Annotated in this window: 14 protein-coding genes; 7 read left to right on the plus strand and 7 right to left on the minus strand. The window is 72.6% G+C overall.

Annotated features, from left to right (window positions below; translation table 11 throughout):
* Positions 1-13: 13 nt before the first annotated feature.
* Positions 14-2,146, minus strand: coding sequence for an acyl-CoA dehydrogenase (locus OG444_RS12610; protein ID WP_327262262.1), 2,133 nt, complete (start codon positions 2,144-2,146; stop codon positions 14-16).
* A 147-nt stretch (positions 2,147-2,293) separates the two neighbouring features.
* Entirely contained in the window at positions 2,294-2,629 is a 336-nt protein-coding gene (locus OG444_RS12615; protein ID WP_327262263.1) for a hypothetical protein, read from the minus strand.
* A 142-nt stretch (positions 2,630-2,771) separates the two neighbouring features.
* Between OG444_RS12615 and OG444_RS12620 the strand changes: the two genes are divergently transcribed.
* Positions 2,772-3,446 (plus strand): DNA alkylation repair protein, encoded by a 675-nt coding sequence (locus tag OG444_RS12620; RefSeq protein ID WP_327262264.1) that lies wholly within the window; start codon positions 2,772-2,774, stop codon positions 3,444-3,446.
* A 7-nt stretch (positions 3,447-3,453) separates the two neighbouring features.
* On the opposite strand, the gene OG444_RS12625 is transcribed toward OG444_RS12620, so the two are convergent.
* Genes OG444_RS12625 through OG444_RS12635 form a run of 3 tightly spaced genes read right to left on the minus strand, consistent with a single transcriptional unit; the run spans position 3,454 to position 6,255 of the window.
* Positions 3,454-5,145, minus strand: a complete 1,692-nt coding sequence (locus OG444_RS12625) for a serine/threonine-protein kinase (protein ID WP_327262265.1) — start codon at positions 5,143-5,145, stop codon at positions 3,454-3,456.
* Between the two features lie 35 nt (positions 5,146-5,180).
* Positions 5,181-5,447: a DUF397 domain-containing protein gene (locus OG444_RS12630; RefSeq protein WP_327262266.1), complete on the minus strand. Its 267-nt coding sequence runs from the start codon at positions 5,445-5,447 to the stop codon at positions 5,181-5,183.
* Positions 5,407-6,255: a helix-turn-helix domain-containing protein gene (locus OG444_RS12635; RefSeq protein ID WP_327262267.1), complete on the minus strand. Its 849-nt coding sequence runs from the start codon at positions 6,253-6,255 to the stop codon at positions 5,407-5,409. Before OG444_RS12635 ends, OG444_RS12630 begins: the two co-directional genes overlap by 41 nt.
* Positions 6,256-6,438: 183 nt before the next feature.
* Here OG444_RS12635 and OG444_RS12640 point away from each other — a divergent pair, with 183 nt between their 5' ends.
* Positions 6,439-8,298: a serine/threonine-protein kinase gene (locus OG444_RS12640; RefSeq protein ID WP_327262268.1), complete on the plus strand. Its 1,860-nt coding sequence runs from the start codon at positions 6,439-6,441 to the stop codon at positions 8,296-8,298.
* Positions 8,299-8,401: 103 nt separating this feature from the next.
* A complete protein-coding gene (locus OG444_RS12645) occupies positions 8,402-9,043 on the plus strand; it encodes a class I SAM-dependent methyltransferase (RefSeq protein WP_327262269.1) in 642 nt (213 codons plus the stop codon).
* 92 nt (positions 9,044-9,135) lie between these two features.
* Here OG444_RS12645 and OG444_RS12650 read toward each other — a convergent pair whose 3' ends face one another.
* Positions 9,136-9,714 (minus strand): RICIN domain-containing protein, encoded by a 579-nt coding sequence (locus OG444_RS12650; RefSeq protein WP_327262270.1) that lies wholly within the window; start codon positions 9,712-9,714, stop codon positions 9,136-9,138.
* Positions 9,715-9,858: 144 nt separating this feature from the next.
* Positions 9,859-10,869, minus strand: a complete 1,011-nt coding sequence (locus OG444_RS12655) for an AraC family transcriptional regulator (protein WP_327262271.1) — start codon at positions 10,867-10,869, stop codon at positions 9,859-9,861.
* A gap of 140 nt (positions 10,870-11,009) precedes the next feature.
* Here OG444_RS12655 and OG444_RS12660 point away from each other — a divergent pair, with 140 nt between their 5' ends.
* The 4 genes from OG444_RS12660 (at position 11,010) to OG444_RS12675 (ending at position 14,458) form a co-directional block, all read left to right on the plus strand.
* Positions 11,010-12,014 carry an N-acetylmuramoyl-L-alanine amidase gene (locus OG444_RS12660; protein WP_327262272.1) on the plus strand — a complete coding sequence of 335 codons (1,005 nt, stop codon included), beginning with the start codon at positions 11,010-11,012 and terminating at the stop codon, positions 12,012-12,014.
* Positions 12,015-12,164: 150 nt separating this feature from the next.
* Positions 12,165-12,992 carry a hypothetical protein gene (locus OG444_RS12665; protein ID WP_327262273.1) on the plus strand — a complete coding sequence of 276 codons (828 nt, stop codon included), beginning with the start codon at positions 12,165-12,167 and terminating at the stop codon, positions 12,990-12,992.
* Positions 12,993-13,091: 99 nt separating this feature from the next.
* Positions 13,092-14,102 (plus strand): LLM class F420-dependent oxidoreductase, encoded by a 1,011-nt coding sequence (locus OG444_RS12670; RefSeq protein ID WP_327262274.1) that lies wholly within the window; start codon positions 13,092-13,094, stop codon positions 14,100-14,102.
* Complete coding sequence (locus tag OG444_RS12675; RefSeq protein WP_327262275.1) at positions 14,018-14,458, plus strand: SUKH-4 family immunity protein; 441 nt, start codon at positions 14,018-14,020, stop codon at positions 14,456-14,458. The genes OG444_RS12670 and OG444_RS12675 overlap by 85 nt, the downstream gene beginning before the upstream one ends.
* Positions 14,459-14,542 lie beyond the last annotated feature (84 nt).

Consider the following 14,542-nt stretch of genomic DNA (forward strand, 5'->3'; position numbering starts at 1 on the left):
CCCTGGTGTCCCTTCAGTCCCTCGGGAGGCCGAGAATCCGCTCGGCGACGACATTGAGCTGGACCTGTGTGGTGCCCCCGGCGATGGTCAGGCAGCGGGACATGAGCATCCCGTGCACCGCCCGCTCCCCCGCTCCTTCCCGCACCGCGCCCGCCGGCCCCAGCAGTTCGAGCGCGAGCTCGGCGGTCCGCTGCTGGTGCGGGGTCTGGACGAGCTTGCGCACGGAGGCGCCCGCGCCCGGCTCCAGCCCCGACACCTGCTGGAGCGTGGTGCGCAGCCCGATGCAGGCCAGGGCGTGGGCCTCGGCGGCCAGCGCTCCGATCCGCGCCCTGTACGTGCCGTCGAGACCGGCGGCGCGCGCCAGCAGCGCCTCCAGGCCGGTGTCGAAGGTCATCTGGTCGGCCATGTGGACGCGTTCGTTGCCGAGGGTGTTGCGGGCCACCTTCCAGCCGCCGTCCGCGGCGCCGACCAGCGCGTCCGCCGGGAGCTCCACGTCGTCGAAGTACACCTCGTTGAAGAGGGCCTCGCCGGTGATCTCCTTCAGCGGCCGGACGTCGATGCCGGGGGTGTTCTTCATGTCGACGACGAAGTAGCCGAGCCCCTTGTGCTTGGGCGCGTCCGGGTCGGTGCGGGCCAGCAGGATCCCGAGGTCGGCGCTGTGCGCGGAACTCGTCCACACCTTCTGCCCGTTGACCTTCCAGGAGCCGTCCTCCCGCCGCTCCGCCCTGGTCCGCAGCGAGGCCAGGTCCGAGCCCGCGCCCGGCTCCGAGAAGAGCTGGCACCAGGTGAGGTCCCCGCGCAGGGTCGGCAGGAGGTAGGCCTCCCGCTGCGCCTGCGTCCCGTAGGCGAGCAGTGAGGGCACCACCCAGGTGGCGATCCCGAGGTCGGCGAGCTTGACCCCGGCAGCGGCGAGCTCCTGCTGGACGACGAGCTGCTCGACCGGTCCCGCGCCGAGCCCGTACGGGGCCGGCAGGTACGGGGCGGCGTAGCCGGTGGGGGCCAGGATCCGGCGGGCTGCGGCCGGGCCGAGCCCGCGCGCTTCCCCGATGGCGGTACGGGCCTTCGCACGGTACGTCTCGGCCTGCGCGGGCAGTTCCAGCTTCAGCTCCCGGCGCGCCCCGGCGGCCGCGAGCCGCACGGCCCGTACGCGGTGTCCGTCGCCGGGCCCCAGCAGCTGGCGGGCGACCAGGGCCCGCCGCAGGTAGATGTGGGCGTCGTGCTCCCAGGTGAAGCCGATCCCGCCGAGGATCTGGATGCAGTCCTTGGCGCAGGTGTAGGCGGCGTCCAGGGCGGTGCCGGCGGCGAGGGCCGCCACCAGCGAGCGCACCTCGGCGGGCTCGTCCATGGCCTGTGCGGCGTCCCAGGCCAGCGCCCGGGCCTGCTCGAGGCGGACCAGCATGTCGGCGCACAGGTGCTTCACGCCCTGGAACTGCCCGATGGGCCGGCCGAACTGCTCGCGCACCTTCGCGTACTCGGCGGCGGTGTGCAGGGCCCAGGCGGCGGTGCCGCAGGCGTCGGCGGCGAACAGCGTGCAGGCCAGGTCGCGCACCAGGGCCGCGTCCAGTTCCAGCAGCCGGTCCGGGCCGGTGGCGACCCCCCGCGCCCGGACCTCGGCGGTGGGGCGGGTCGGGTCGGCGCTCTCGTGCGTACGGATGTCCAGCGCGGCCGCGTCCACCGCGAACCACCGGGTGCCGTGCGCGGCCTCGGCGGCGAGCAGCACCAGGTCGGCCTCGCCGGCGCCGAGCACGGGCGGCGCGAGCCCGTCGAGCAGGTACCCGCCGCCCGGGGCGGCGACGGCGGTCAGGGTCCCGGGCCCGAGCGCGACCGCGCCGACCCGGCCTTCGAGCGGCTCGGCCCCGGCCCGGTCCAGCAGTACGGAGGCCAGCGCGCTCGGCAGGTACGCCCCGGGCAGCGCGGCCCGGGCCGCCTGCTCGACGACGACGGCCAGGTCGAGCAGGGTCCCGCCGTCCAGGTGCGGGTCCAGCAGGCCCTGCGCGGTCATGGCGTCCCAGTAGGCGGGCCGCGCCCCGGTCTGCGGCGGGGTGTCGAGCAGTTTGCGGATCTCTTCTGGAGGCGCGGCCCGCGCGACCCAGCCGCGCACCGCCTCGGCCAACTCGCGCTGCTCCTGCGTGATTCCGATGCCCATGCGCGGCAGACTAGAACACGTTCCAATCTGACGGAAGGTCAGATGACCGGTCGGATGGACGCGTTCTTCGTTCGGCGGCCGAGACCGCAGGTCGGGGGCCCCGGCCGGTGACCCGCCCACCGCCACGGGCCTTGCCCGCCGGCGCTCTCAGATGTTGCGCAGCGCCCAGACCGCCCAGACGAGGGCGCCCGTCACCGTCACGACGGCCACCGTCCCGAGGGTGATCCCGGCCCGCGCCCGGGTGCGGCTGGCGCCCTCGTCGCCGCGCACGCGCCGCAGGGCGATGCCTCCCGAGACGACCGCCCAGACCCCCAGCGGCAGGACCAGGTAGAGCGGGAGGAAGCGCAGCAGGTTCGGAACGGACTCCGGAAGCAGCGGACAGCCGGTGGACGCGACGGCCACGCTCCCCAGCACGAGTGACCAGGTGCCCGTCACCTGCGGGAGGGCCTCGTCTTCGAACGGATCGGTCTGCGTGGAACTCATGGTCCGCACGCTAGGCGGCGGACGGTGTGCTCCGCCTGAGTACAGCTACCCGGACGGGCGTGAGTAGGCCGGGGCGGACCGCCGGTCCTCGCCCACCGCCCGCCGTAGGGTGGATTTCATCCGCGACGGACAGGAGCCCGTGATGACCGAGACGACGGTGGCGCAGGTCATGGCCGAACTGGCCGGGCTCGAGGACCCGAAGATGCGGGCTGTGAACGAGAAGCACGGCGACGACCACGGCGTGAACCTCGGCAAGCTGCGCGCGATCGCGAAGCGCCTCAAGACGCAGCAGGACCTCGCGCGCGGGCTCTGGCGGACGGACGACACCGCGGCCCGGCTCCTGGCACTGCTGATCTGCCGCCCGAAGGCCTTCGAGCGCGACGAGCTGGACACCATGCTCCGCGAGTCCCGCACCCCCAAGGTCCACGACTGGCTCGTGAACTACGTGGTGAAGAAGAACCCGCACGGCGAGGAACTGCGCCTCGCCTGGTTCGCGGATCCGGATCCGGTCGTCGCGAGCGCCGGCTGGGCCCTGACGACCGAGCGGGTGGCGAAGAAGCCCGACGGTCTCGACCTCCCGGGACTGCTCGATCTCATCGAGGCGCGGATGAAGGACGCCCCGGACCGCCTGCAGTGGGCGATGAACCACTGCCTCGCGCAGATCGGCATCGAGCACCCCGAGCACCGCGCCCGCGCGATCGCCATCGGCGAGCGCCTGGAGGTCCTCAAGGACTACCCGACTCCCCCGAACTGCACGTCTCCCTTCGCGCCCCTCTGGATCGGCGAGATGGTGCGACGGCAGGACGAGAAGCGGTAGGAGGGATTCAGCCGGCGTCGGCGGGCACGGCCGCCAGCGCGGCCTTGGCGACCGACTTGGCCTTGTCCTCGCACCCCCCGGGACGGTGGAGGCCGACCCAGACGACCAGATTGCCCTGCCGCACGGAGAACGCGCAGGTCCATTCGGCGTTGGAGGATTCCCAGTACGCCCCGTCACCGAAACCGAGGTTGTTCGCCCGCCTCCCGCCGTCCGCGTCCGCGGCGAAGCCGACCTGCTGGAGCCGCGCGTTGGCGGCGTCGTCACCGCCCCGCTTGACGTCCCACCGGACCAGCGCGCTCCGCCGGGTGGACCCGGCCTCGTACCAGGAGCACATCGTGTGCGCCTGATTTGCGGTCGTGCTGTGGAAGTCCTCCTTCGATTCCCGCCCCGCCAGCTGGAGGTTCCTGGTGGCTTCCCGGCAGGCCGGTACGTCGGGGTAGGCGGCGGGACCGGTGCCCCCCGCCCGGTCCAGGGCGTACGCCCCCACTCCGACGCCCGTCGCCACGAGCACCCCGGCGGCCACCAGGGCCACGGTCCGCGACCGCAGCCCCGGGGCGGGGCGCGGCGGCGTGGCCGACGGCTCGGTCGGCGGGGTGTCCGGCCGGGCAGGAACGACGGACGGCCCGGCCTGCGCCGCCTCGTCCCGCACGGGCTCGGGGGCCGGGGCGGGAGCGGGCTCGGCAGCAGGCCCGGGCCCGGGCTCGGGAGCAGGCTCGGCTTCCAGCTCGGGCTCGGGCTCGGGCTCGGGCTCGGGAAGCAGTTCGGGGAGCTGTTCGGGCGGGGCCACGGCGGTCGCCGTCCCCCCGGAGAGCAGCCCGTCGATGTCCGCCCGCTGCGCGGCGAGCATCCGGTACACGGCGGGCGGCCACTGCAGCCCGGCCGGAGCGACCGGTCCCAGCAGTTCGAGCAGCTGCGCCGGGGTCGGCCGGGCGGCCGGATCCTTGGCCAGGCACTGCTCCACGATCCCGCGCAGCCCGGCGGGTACGGCACTCAGATCGGGCGTCGAGTGCACCACGTCGTAGAGCGTCTGCAGGGTCGAGGCACCCGCGAAGGGGCTGCTGCCGGTGAACGCCATGACCAGCATCGAACCGAGCGAGAACACATCGCTCGCCGGGGTCAGCGGCTTGCTCTCGGCCTGCTCGGGCGACATGAACGCGGGCGAACCGATCACCCACCCGGTGCGCGTCAGCCCGGTCTCACCCTCGGACTCGTCCTCCGTCGCCCGCGCGATGCCGAGGTCGATGACGCGTACGCCGTCCTCGGCGAGGAGCACGTTGTCGGGCTTGAGGTCGCGGTGGATGAGCCCCGCCCGGTGGATCTCCGCGAGCGCCGACGCCAGACCCGCCGCGAGCCGGTGGACGACGGCCTCGGACAGCACCCCGTCCGCCTTGACCACGGCGCCCAGCGAGGGCCCGGCCACGAACACCGAGGCCAGCCACGGCGTCGGCGCGTCCGGGTCGGCGTCCATCACGGCCGCCGTGTAGGCACCGGAGACCTTGCGCGAGGCCACGACCTCACGACGGAAACGGGCCCGGAAGCCGGCGTCGTCGGCGTAGTGCGTGAGCACCTGCTTGACGGCCACGAGCCGCCCGTCGGGCCCCGCGCACAGCAGGACCCGCCCCATCCCACCCTGCCCGAGCACACCGGCCACCTTGAACGGCCCCACATGCGTCGGACCGTCCGGTCCTACGTGCTTCATGTCCCCCCGACTCCCTCCCCCTCGTCAGGGGCGGATCATACAGAGAGGGACCTCACGAACGCCTGGAACGCGGCCGGTTGGACGGTGAAGACGGGACCTTCGGGGTTCTTGGAGTCCCGCACGGCGACGAGGCAGGGCTGAGCGGCGATCTCGACGCAATTGCCTCCGGTGTCCCCGCTGTACGAGGCCTTGAGCCAGCCGGTGTCACCGAGCGGCGCGCACTCGACGCAGTCGCCGCCGGTGTCACCGCTGTACGAAGACTTACGCCACTGCGCGCCCGTCAGGTTCTGGTTGATGTCCATAACGCTCCTCCATTACGCGGGCGATCCGTTCCGCCGAGTCGTCCAGAGACAGGGCGGCTGCCTGCAAATGATCGTATCGGAGCGAACCCTCCCTGAGAGCTTGCGGATTGGCCGTCATATGGCCCTGCACGAAGTCCTCGGTGTAGACGATGTCGGGGTCGTCCTCGAATCGCAGAAGGTTGAACGAGCCCATCACCCCCGCATGGGCGCCCGCCTCGAACGGCAGGATCTGCACCTTCACCCACTCCCTCCTCTGCTGTTCCAGCAAGTGGGCGAGCTGGTTCCGCATGACCTCGCGGCCACCGACCTCCTGGTGCAGGACGGCCTCGCTCATCACCACCCACATCAGTGGCGGGTCCTCGCGGTCGAGGATGCGCTGCCGCTCCATCCGGGCAGCCACCTTGGCGTCGAGGCCCCCCTCGGTCCGCACCCCGAGCACGGCCCTCGCGTACGCCTCCGTCTGCAGCAGTCCGTAGACCAACTGCGCCTGGTACGTCGAGATGTACGAGGCGCGCGCCTCCATCTCCGCGTACGGCTGGAACCACGTCGGCAGCTGGCACCTCAGCACCAGCCCCACCAGCCGGGAGAACACCCCGCCGGTACCGAGCGCCGCGTCCACCCGCTCCGAGAAGTCCCGCGTCGGGACCCGCTTCGTCGTCTCGATCTGGCCGACCAGGGAGCCCGTGCAGAAGATGATGTCGCCCAACTGCGCCTGCTTCAGGCCCGCCTGCTCTCTCAGCCGCCGCAGTTCGTAGCCGTAGTAGTCCAGCGGAGAGGCGCTGGGATCGAGCTCGCGGATCTTGACCATGAGGCGGTCACCCCCAAGTACACCTGTGTTCGGCGGTCGTTTCGCGCTGTCGCCGAGCGTAATCAGCCCGGTGCGCTCCGGTGGCCCGAATGGCTCGATCGGTCGCAGTCGGGCAGAAAGGGACGCGCGTGCCCGGCGATAATGCCCTGCTGGACCGATCTTGCGGCGACGGGGGCCGAGCACGTGCGGGAACTGATCGAAGACCGTTATGCCCTGGACGAGTTGCTCGGCCGGGGCGGCTTCGGCGAGGTGTGGCGGGCCGAGGACAGCCGGGTGGGCCGTCAGGTCGCGATCAAGATCGGATATCCGCAGACGCCGGAGGAGACCCGCCGTTTCGAGCGCGAGGCCAGCCTCGCCGGGAACCTCGCGCACCCCAACATCGCCACCGTCCACGACTTCGGCCGCACCGAACGGGCCGGTCGCAGCGCCGTCTTCCTCGTGATGGAGCTGCTCCAGGGCCGCAGCCTCGCCCAGGTCCTGGACGAGGGCGTGCCCCCGCTGGCGGACACCCTGGACTGGGCGGCGCAGGTGGCGGCCGCCCTCGGCGCCGCGCACGCCGGCGGGGTCGTCCACCGCGACATCAAGCCCGCCAACGTGATGGTCACCGGAGCCCGGGTGGTGAAGGTGCTCGACTTCGGGATCGCCAAGGCCCAGGGCGGCGCCGGTACGGAGCTGACCGGCACCGGGATGGTCATCGGCTCGTTCCCGTACATGGCACCCGAGCGCTGGACCGGCGGGGCGAACGGCGTCCCCGTGGACGGGCGGGCCGACCTGTACGCCCTCGGCTGCGTGCTCATGGAACTGCTCACCGGGACACGGCCGTTCGCCGCCCGCGAGATGCACGAGCTGCTCGCCCAGCACCTCACGGCCGTACCGCCCGCGCCCGGCACCCTGCGCGCGGGGCTGCCGGGCGCGCTGGACGCCCTCGTACGCGACCTGCTCGCCAAGGACCCGCGCGAGCGGCCCGCGGACGCGGGAGAGGTGTCCCGCCGGCTGGCGGAGATCGCCCGCGGACTGCAGCCGGCGGACCTGTCCGGGGCCGTTCCTGCGCCCGCCCCCGCTCCGCCCGCCCCCGCCCCGACCGCGGTGGTGACGGCCGTCGTGTCCTGGCCGCCGCCGCCCTCGTACTCCCCCACCGTGCACACCACGGCCGGCGACCCGGTCCGCACGATGCTGGACCGCAGGCTGACGCAGCTGCTGGAGGACGATCCGGCCGACATCGTGCAGCGGCTCACGATGCTGGTGGCCGACCTGACCGAGGAGGTGGGCGCGCAGGACGCGCTCACGGTGCGCGCCGCGTACCACCGGGCCCTGCTCGTCCGGAGGCAGTCCGCCATGGACCTGGAGCGCATCCTGCCCCGCATGGTGCGGGTCCTGGGCCTGGAGCACCCGGACACGATCACCGGGCGCGCCACCCGGGTCGGCGAGGCCGCGGCCTTCGGGCCCGGCGACGGCCGCCGCCACGAGGAGGAGCTGCGCGAGATCATCGGGCAGGCCGCCCAGGTGTTCGGCCCGCACGCCCTCGTCACGCTGACCGCCCGGTACCACCTGGCCTCGGCCATGCACCGGGGGGCCTCGGACCGCGACGGCCAGTGGGACGCGCGCACGCACGAGCGCGCCGTGAGCGAACGCCGTTGGCTGGGACCGCTGCTGCCCGATCTGGAATGGGCCCTGACCGCCGACAGCCCGATGCTGCTGGACGTGCGGCGGCGCCTCGCCCACGATGCCTGGCTGGTCGGCGACTTCGCGGGCGCCGCGCTCCTGTACTGGCGGCTCTTCCCCGACCTCGCGGAACTCGCCGAGTACGGGGACCCCGAGGTGGCGTACCGGGTGCTGCGCAGCATCGGCGAGGCGGGGGATCCCGTGAGCGCCCTGGCCCACATGGACCTGCTGCTGCACCGGCTTCCGCTGCTGTCCGGCACCCGGTGGCTGGCCCAGGAGGTCTCCGACACCCGGGCGGACTTCCGGCGGGTCGTACGGGAGCGGCGGCGCGCGGAGGGCACCGGCGGGACCGGCGGACTGTCCCGCCTGTTCGGCCGCTGACCGGGCGGCGGCGTACGGGCCCACCCCGGCCGTAGCGTCCTACCAGCGGGTAAGGCACCATGGGCCGCCACCGCCCCCACACGATCAACGCCGGAGGAACACCATGGCCACCCCCAAGCCGGAGACCCTCGCCGCCTTCGAGGCCGCCAAGGGGTTCATGCCCGTACGGGAGGGTCTCGCCCTGTACGAGGCGGCCGTCGCGGCAGGGGCGCTCGGGCTGCCGCTGCTGGAGGTCGGCACGTACTGCGGCCGCTCCACGATCCTGCTCGCCGACGCCGCCCGCGAGGCCGGCGTCGCGGCGATCACCGTCGACCACCACCGGGGCAGCGAGGAGCAGCAGCCGGGCTGGGAGTACCACGACCCGACGGTCGTGGACCCGGAGGTCGGGCTGATGGACACCCTGCCGACCTTCCGCCGGACCCTGCACAAGGCAGGGCTGGAGGACCACGTGATCGCGATCGTGGGCCGGTCCCCGCAGGTCGCGGCGGCCTGGGGCGGCAGCCTCGGCTTCGTCTTCATCGACGGCGGCCACACCGACGAGCACGCCACCGGGGACTACGAGGGCTGGGCCCCGCACGTCGCGTCGGGCGGCACGCTCGTCATCCACGACGTGTTCCCGGACCCGGCCGACGGCGGCCAGGCCCCGTACCGCATCTACCTGCGCGCCCTCGCCTCCGGTGCCTTCGAGGAGATCTCCGTCACCGACTCCCTGCGCGTGCTGCGCCGCACGGGCGCGGGCATCTAGGACCCCTGGGACACAGGAGGGAGCCTCCGTACGGTCAGGGACCGTACGGAGGCTCCTTCTTCACCGGCGGGGCGCCGGGGCCCCTGGGCGGCTCAGTGCCAGTACGCCCCGAGCTGGCCGTTGCAGCTCCACTGCTGGGCCCGAGCGCCGTTGGACTTGGAGGAGTTCTCGATCTCCAGGCACTTGCCGCTCTTGGCGTTGACGACCTTGGCCGCCTGGCCGGCGACCACGTAGAAGCGCCACTTCGAGCCGGCCTGGCCCTTGCAGTCCCACTGCTGGGCCCGAGCGCCGTTGGCGGTGGAGGAGTTCTCGATCTCCAGGCACTTGCCGCTGTTGGCGTTGACGAGGTAGTAGTTGCCGCCGCCCGCGTCGGCCATGCCCCACTTCGAGCCGGCCTGGCCCTTGCAGTCCCACTGCTGGGCCCGTGCGCCGTTGGCCTTGGAGGAGTTCGAGATCTCCAGACACTTGCCGCTCTGGTTGTAGATGTACCCGATGGCGGGCTCGGCCTGGAGGGCCAGGTCGACCGTCCCGCCTTCGGTGAGCTGCGCCAGGATCGACGCGGAGCTGCTGCCGGACGGCGCGGTCTCGAGCGCCGTCGCGGATGCCGGTGCGAGGAGCACGGACAGGGCGAAGGCGGACACACCGACAGCGAGTGTTCCCTTGAGCTTCATGAAAGGTTTCTCCCCGTTTGCTGTGATGCAGTACGGCCTGAGAACGGCCGCTCCGAGCATGGCTGGGGCGCAAGTCGTCCTGCTATCCGCTTTCGGCGGGGCGCGGACACGTTTCCGGATAGCGAAGAGCCAGGTCGTTCGTTTTCACCCGAAGCCGAAGGAGCTGCGCAGGGTCTGCGAGGGGGTCTCTCCGTAGGCTTTGCGATAGTGGCCGGTGAACCGGCCCAGATGCGTGAACCCCCAGCGCAGGGCCACATCGGTGACGGTCCTGGGCGCATCGCCGTCGGCCGCCGCGAGGAGATCGCGGCGCGCGAGGTCCAGCCGCACGCCGCGCAGGTACGCCAGCGGGGTCGTGTCCAGGTGCATCCGGAAGCCTTCCCTCAGACTGCGCACCCCGACCCGGGCGGCCTGTGCCATGTCGGCCACCGAGATGGGCTCGGCGGCGTGTTCGGCGCAGAAGGCGGTGGCGCGGCGTACGGCGCTGGGCAGGGCGGCGCAGCCGCGGCCCGCCACGGCTTCGCTGAGCACGTGGGGCTGCGCGTCGAGCAGACCGTTCACGAGGAGCTGCTCGAAGTGTTGGACGGCCAGGGGTGAGCGGGCGGCGAGGGCGGAGCCGGCGAATTCGGCGAAGTGCGCCACCGCCGTCAGCCACGCCGTCACCGGTTCCGCCCGGTCGTCGAGGACCGGCACGAAGTCCACGGGGCGTTGCGGCAGGTCCCCGAGCCGGACGGCGACGGCCTGGTCGATGCTCCGGCGCGGGATGATCAGGACCCGGTTCACGCTGTCGTGGCTCCAGCGCATCCCCAGCTTCTGGTCCGGTCCCGCGACGCTGAGCGGGGAGGAGAGCAGCTTGCCGTTCAGGGTGACGGCGCCGTCACCGGCGAGCGGGACGTGGATGTTGTAGAAGTCCAGCGGCGCCTCGGGCGTGACGTCGACCTCCGAGCCGTATCCCAGCTCGTAGAGTGCGACCGTCCCCTCCCGGAGACACCGGAAACGGCCGTCGAGCGGGAGATCCGCCAGGACCGATAATCGATGGGGCGCGAACCGCACGCGGATCAGATCACTGAGCTCCTCGACGTCCCTCCCGCGGAAGAGCAGACCTCCGTCTCCTGCTGGGGTTTGCGGCTCCGAACCAACTGCGCCGACCTCGGACATGTTCTTGACCTTCCGGTAACGTACAGGTGGATTTTGGAATGTACCGGTCAAGAAAATGGGCGTCGCTCATATAAGCGCACCGCGCCCTCGGACGGCCTACGGTCCGGACGGGCGCCGGGCCCCGGGTCTAGCATCGCCGCGTGCGCAACGACAACAGCCCCCCGCCCCCCGAGTCCGGCTCCTCCATCAGCACGGACCGGCCCTGGTTCACCCGACGCTCCACGCTCGTCGTCGGGGTTGCCGCGCTCGCCCCGGCCGCCCTCGCGGGCTGGGTCCTGACCCAGGCGTTCGCCGGGTCCGGGCCGGACGGGCAGGCGCGCCCGGCGCCGTTGCCCGCCTCGCACTCGGCCCTGTCGCCGGGCCAGCGGGACGCCAAGCCCGGATCCACCCCGAGCGAGAGCGCGAGTACGAGCCCCGGCGCCGGTACGAGCAGCCCGGCGGCCGCGCCCGCACCGGCCCCCGCCAAGGGCCCGCTCACCGGCCGGACCGTGGTCGTCGACCCCGGCCACAACACCGGCAACTTCAAGCACACCGACGAGATCGACCAGCAGGTCGACATCGGCACGAACCGCAAGGAGTGCGACACCACCGGCACGACCACCAACTCCGGCTACATGGAGGCCGAGTTCACGATGGACGTGTCGAAACGGCTGCGGACCGCCCTGGAGGCCCAGGGCGCGAAGGTGGTCCTCACCCACGAGACGGGCGACCGCGCCTGGGGGCCGTGCATCACGGAGCGCGCCCGCATCGGGAACGAGGCGAAGGCGGACGCCGTCGTGTCCGTCCACGCCGACGGGGTCTCGGCGGGCAACCGCGGCTTCCACATCATCCTCCCGGCCACGGTCAAGAGCGGCAGCGCCGACACCGCCAAGATCGTCGGCCCGTCCCGGGAGCTCGGCGAGCGCATCGCCGGGAACTTCGCCCGCACCACCGGATCGGCCCCCGCCAACTACCTCGGCAGCGGCACCGGCTTGGTCGTCCGCGACGATCTGGGCGGACTGAACCTGTCAACTCAGCCCAAGGTGTTCATCGAATGCGGCAACATGCGTGACGCCAAGGACGCGGCGCAGCTGACGAGTCCGGAGTGGCGGCAGAAGGCGGCCCAGGGCATCGCGGACGGCATCGTCGGCTTCCTCGGCGGGTAGTCACTCTCGGGAGTCCGGCGGGTCCACCCGTCGACCCGATCATCTCGGCCGCCGGAAACCTCCGTACGATGGTGCCGCCCGCCCCGCTGCAGGCATGATCTGCGACCGCGGCACCACGAGACGACCGAGACCGAGAAGGACACCTGAGACGTGAACATCCGCTCCCTCACTCGAGGCGACGGCGTGGTGATCGGAGCAGCGGCGCTGCTGTTCATCGCTTCGCTCCTCGATTTCTACTCCGCCGACGGGGGTGAAACGCCGAACGGATGGAGCACCCGCGCCTACCTTCTGGTGCTCCCCACCATCTTCCTCGTCGGCTTCGTCGCCGCCGGCCTGCTGATCGCGGCCCGCTTCCAGCCGGAGACGCGCAAGGTGCTCGGCATGCCGCTGGCGACGTGGGGCACCGTGCTCGCCGTCTCGGCCGCATGGTCGTCTCTGTGGTCGCTGATCACCTGCCCGGACGTGCTCGACCTGGGTGCCGGCTCCATCCTCGCCTTCCTCGCCACCCTGGCCCTGGCCGGTGTGGCCCTGGCCGGCGCGAAGATCCCGGCGCTGGCCGGCCAGCTGGTTCCGGAGCCGAAGCCGGCCGCCGTCCCGCCGTACGCGGGCCAGCCGGGCCAGCCCCAGCCGGGTGCCGGGTACGGCTACCCGGGCGCGCAGCAGACCCCGTACGGTTCCACGCCGCAGCCGGTCCCGCCGTACGGCGGCTCGCCGAACCCGGCCGCCGGTCCCGGTCCGCAGGACTCCCAGCAGACCCCGGCCCCGGCTCCCGCGGCGGACTTCACGCCGTTCTGGTTCGCGGTCCCGGTGGCCCGCCCCCTCTTCTCCGAGGACGGCTCCCCCACCCCGATCGCCGAGCTCGCCCCGGGCACCTGGTACCTGGCCGTCGAGCAGCGTGGCGCGGCCACCCTGATCGCCCAGACCCAGGACGGCCGTCGCGGCCTCCTGAACGACACCTCGGGCATCCAGCGCGGCTGACCGCACCGGACCCGGCACCAGCGGCCCCCCGCCCTTCCGGGCGGGGGGCCGTTGCCCTACAGTCACCTGACGCCTCGTCAGATCCTGGAGGGAACGCGCATGCGCCTCGGACTCGCACTCGGCTACTGGGGCCGCGGCCCCAACCCCGGCCACCTCGACCTCGCCACCGAGGCCGAGAACCTCGGCTACCACTCGGTGTGGACCGCCGAGGCCTGGGGATCGGACGCCTTCACCCCGCTGACCTGGATCGCCGCGCACACCTCGCGGATCCGCCTCGGCACCGCCATCGCCCAGATGGCCGCCCGCACCCCCACCGCCACCGCGATGCACGCCCTGACACTGGACCACCTCTCCGGCGGCCGGATGATGCTCGGCCTCGGACTGTCCGGCCCCCAGGTGGTCGAGGGCTGGTACGGCCGACCCTTCCCCTCCTCACCGCTCACCGCCACCCGCGAGTACGTGGAGGTCATCCGGCAGGTGCTGCGCCGCGAGGGCCCGGTCGCACTGGACGGCCGCTTCCACAGCCACCCGTACCGCGGCGACGACGGCAGCGGCATCGGCAAACCCCTGAAGCCCATCACCCACCCGCTCCGCGCGGACCTGCCGGTGCTGTTGGGCGCCGAGGGACCGAAGAACATCGCGCAGACGACCCGGATCGCCGACGGCTGGCTCCCTCTGTACTGGTCGCCGACCCGCACCGATGTCTACCGGGCCTCCCTGACCGACCTCCCCGAGGGCTTCATGATCGCGCCGATGGCCCGCGCGAAGGTCTGCGACGACGTCGCGGAAGGACTGCTGCCGGTCAAGGCGATGCTCGGCTTCTACATCGGCGGCATGGGCCACGCGGCCCGCAACTTCCACGCCGACCTGATGGCGCGCATGGGCTACGAGGACGAGGCCCGCCGCATCCAGGAGCTGTTCCTCGCCGGCCGCAAGGAGGAGGCGGTCCTGGCGGTACCGGACGCGTTCGCGGACGAGATCTCACTGATCGGCCCGCGGGAACGGATCGCCGAACGCCTGGAGCTGTGGCGCAAGGGCCCGGTGACCGACCTCCTGCTGACGGCCCCGGACCCGCACACCCTGCGCGTCCTGGCGGAGCTGAACAGCTGAGGGTCGCCCCCGCAACGGCGGCCGCCCTCCGGGCAGGGGCCGGATCGATAGGGTCCGGATCGCAGCCGACCGAGGGGGCGGTCTACTTCGTCGCGCCCGACGGGGAGGCACGGTTCGCCAACTCGGGCGTCGGCCTGTGGCTCGACGTCCTGCACCGCTACGGCAGCCGCGTCACCGCCTCAGAGCTTCTCGGCGAGCCGGACGGTCCCGAGGAGTACCTCTCCGAAGAGGAGGAGGAGCAGGCCTTCGCCGAGCTGGACCGGCTGGCCGAGGAGCTGAAGGAGATCGACCCTGCGGCCTTCGACGGCTACGCGGACCTCCTGTGGCCGCAACTCCTGGACCGATGGCTCTACTGACGGGTCGCACCGGTCACCACCTCCCGGGAGACCCCTCGGCCAGCCTCGCCGCGAAGTGACCGAAAAGACCCATTGGTCGCATCA

It is taken from the genome of Streptomyces sp. NBC_01232, from assembly GCF_035989885.1.
In the GTDB taxonomy this organism is placed as follows: domain Bacteria; phylum Actinomycetota; class Actinomycetes; order Streptomycetales; family Streptomycetaceae; genus Streptomyces.

What these genes read in the sequence shown, in the direction of transcription:
- OG444_RS12610 (WP_327262262.1), bottom strand. Translation starts at nt 2,146, where the DNA reads ATGGGCATCGGAATCACGCAGGAGCAGCGCGAGTTGGCCGAGGCGGTG.
- OG444_RS12615 (WP_327262263.1), bottom strand. Translation starts at nt 2,629, where the DNA reads ATGAGTTCCACGCAGACCGATCCGTTCGAAGACGAGGCCCTCCCGCAG.
- OG444_RS12620 (WP_327262264.1), top strand. Translation starts at nt 2,772, where the DNA reads ATGACCGAGACGACGGTGGCGCAGGTCATGGCCGAACTGGCCGGGCTC.
- OG444_RS12625 (WP_327262265.1), bottom strand. Translation starts at nt 5,145, where the DNA reads ATGAAGCACGTAGGACCGGACGGTCCGACGCATGTGGGGCCGTTCAAG.
- OG444_RS12630 (WP_327262266.1), bottom strand. Translation starts at nt 5,447, where the DNA reads ATGGACATCAACCAGAACCTGACGGGCGCGCAGTGGCGTAAGTCTTCG.
- OG444_RS12635 (WP_327262267.1), bottom strand. Translation starts at nt 6,255, where the DNA reads ATGGTCAAGATCCGCGAGCTCGATCCCAGCGCCTCTCCGCTGGACTAC.
- OG444_RS12645 (WP_327262269.1), top strand. Translation starts at nt 8,402, where the DNA reads ATGGCCACCCCCAAGCCGGAGACCCTCGCCGCCTTCGAGGCCGCCAAG.
- OG444_RS12650 (WP_327262270.1), bottom strand. Translation starts at nt 9,714, where the DNA reads ATGAAGCTCAAGGGAACACTCGCTGTCGGTGTGTCCGCCTTCGCCCTG.
- OG444_RS12655 (WP_327262271.1), bottom strand. Translation starts at nt 10,869, where the DNA reads ATGTCCGAGGTCGGCGCAGTTGGTTCGGAGCCGCAAACCCCAGCAGGA.
- OG444_RS12670 (WP_327262274.1), top strand. Translation starts at nt 13,092, where the DNA reads ATGCGCCTCGGACTCGCACTCGGCTACTGGGGCCGCGGCCCCAACCCC.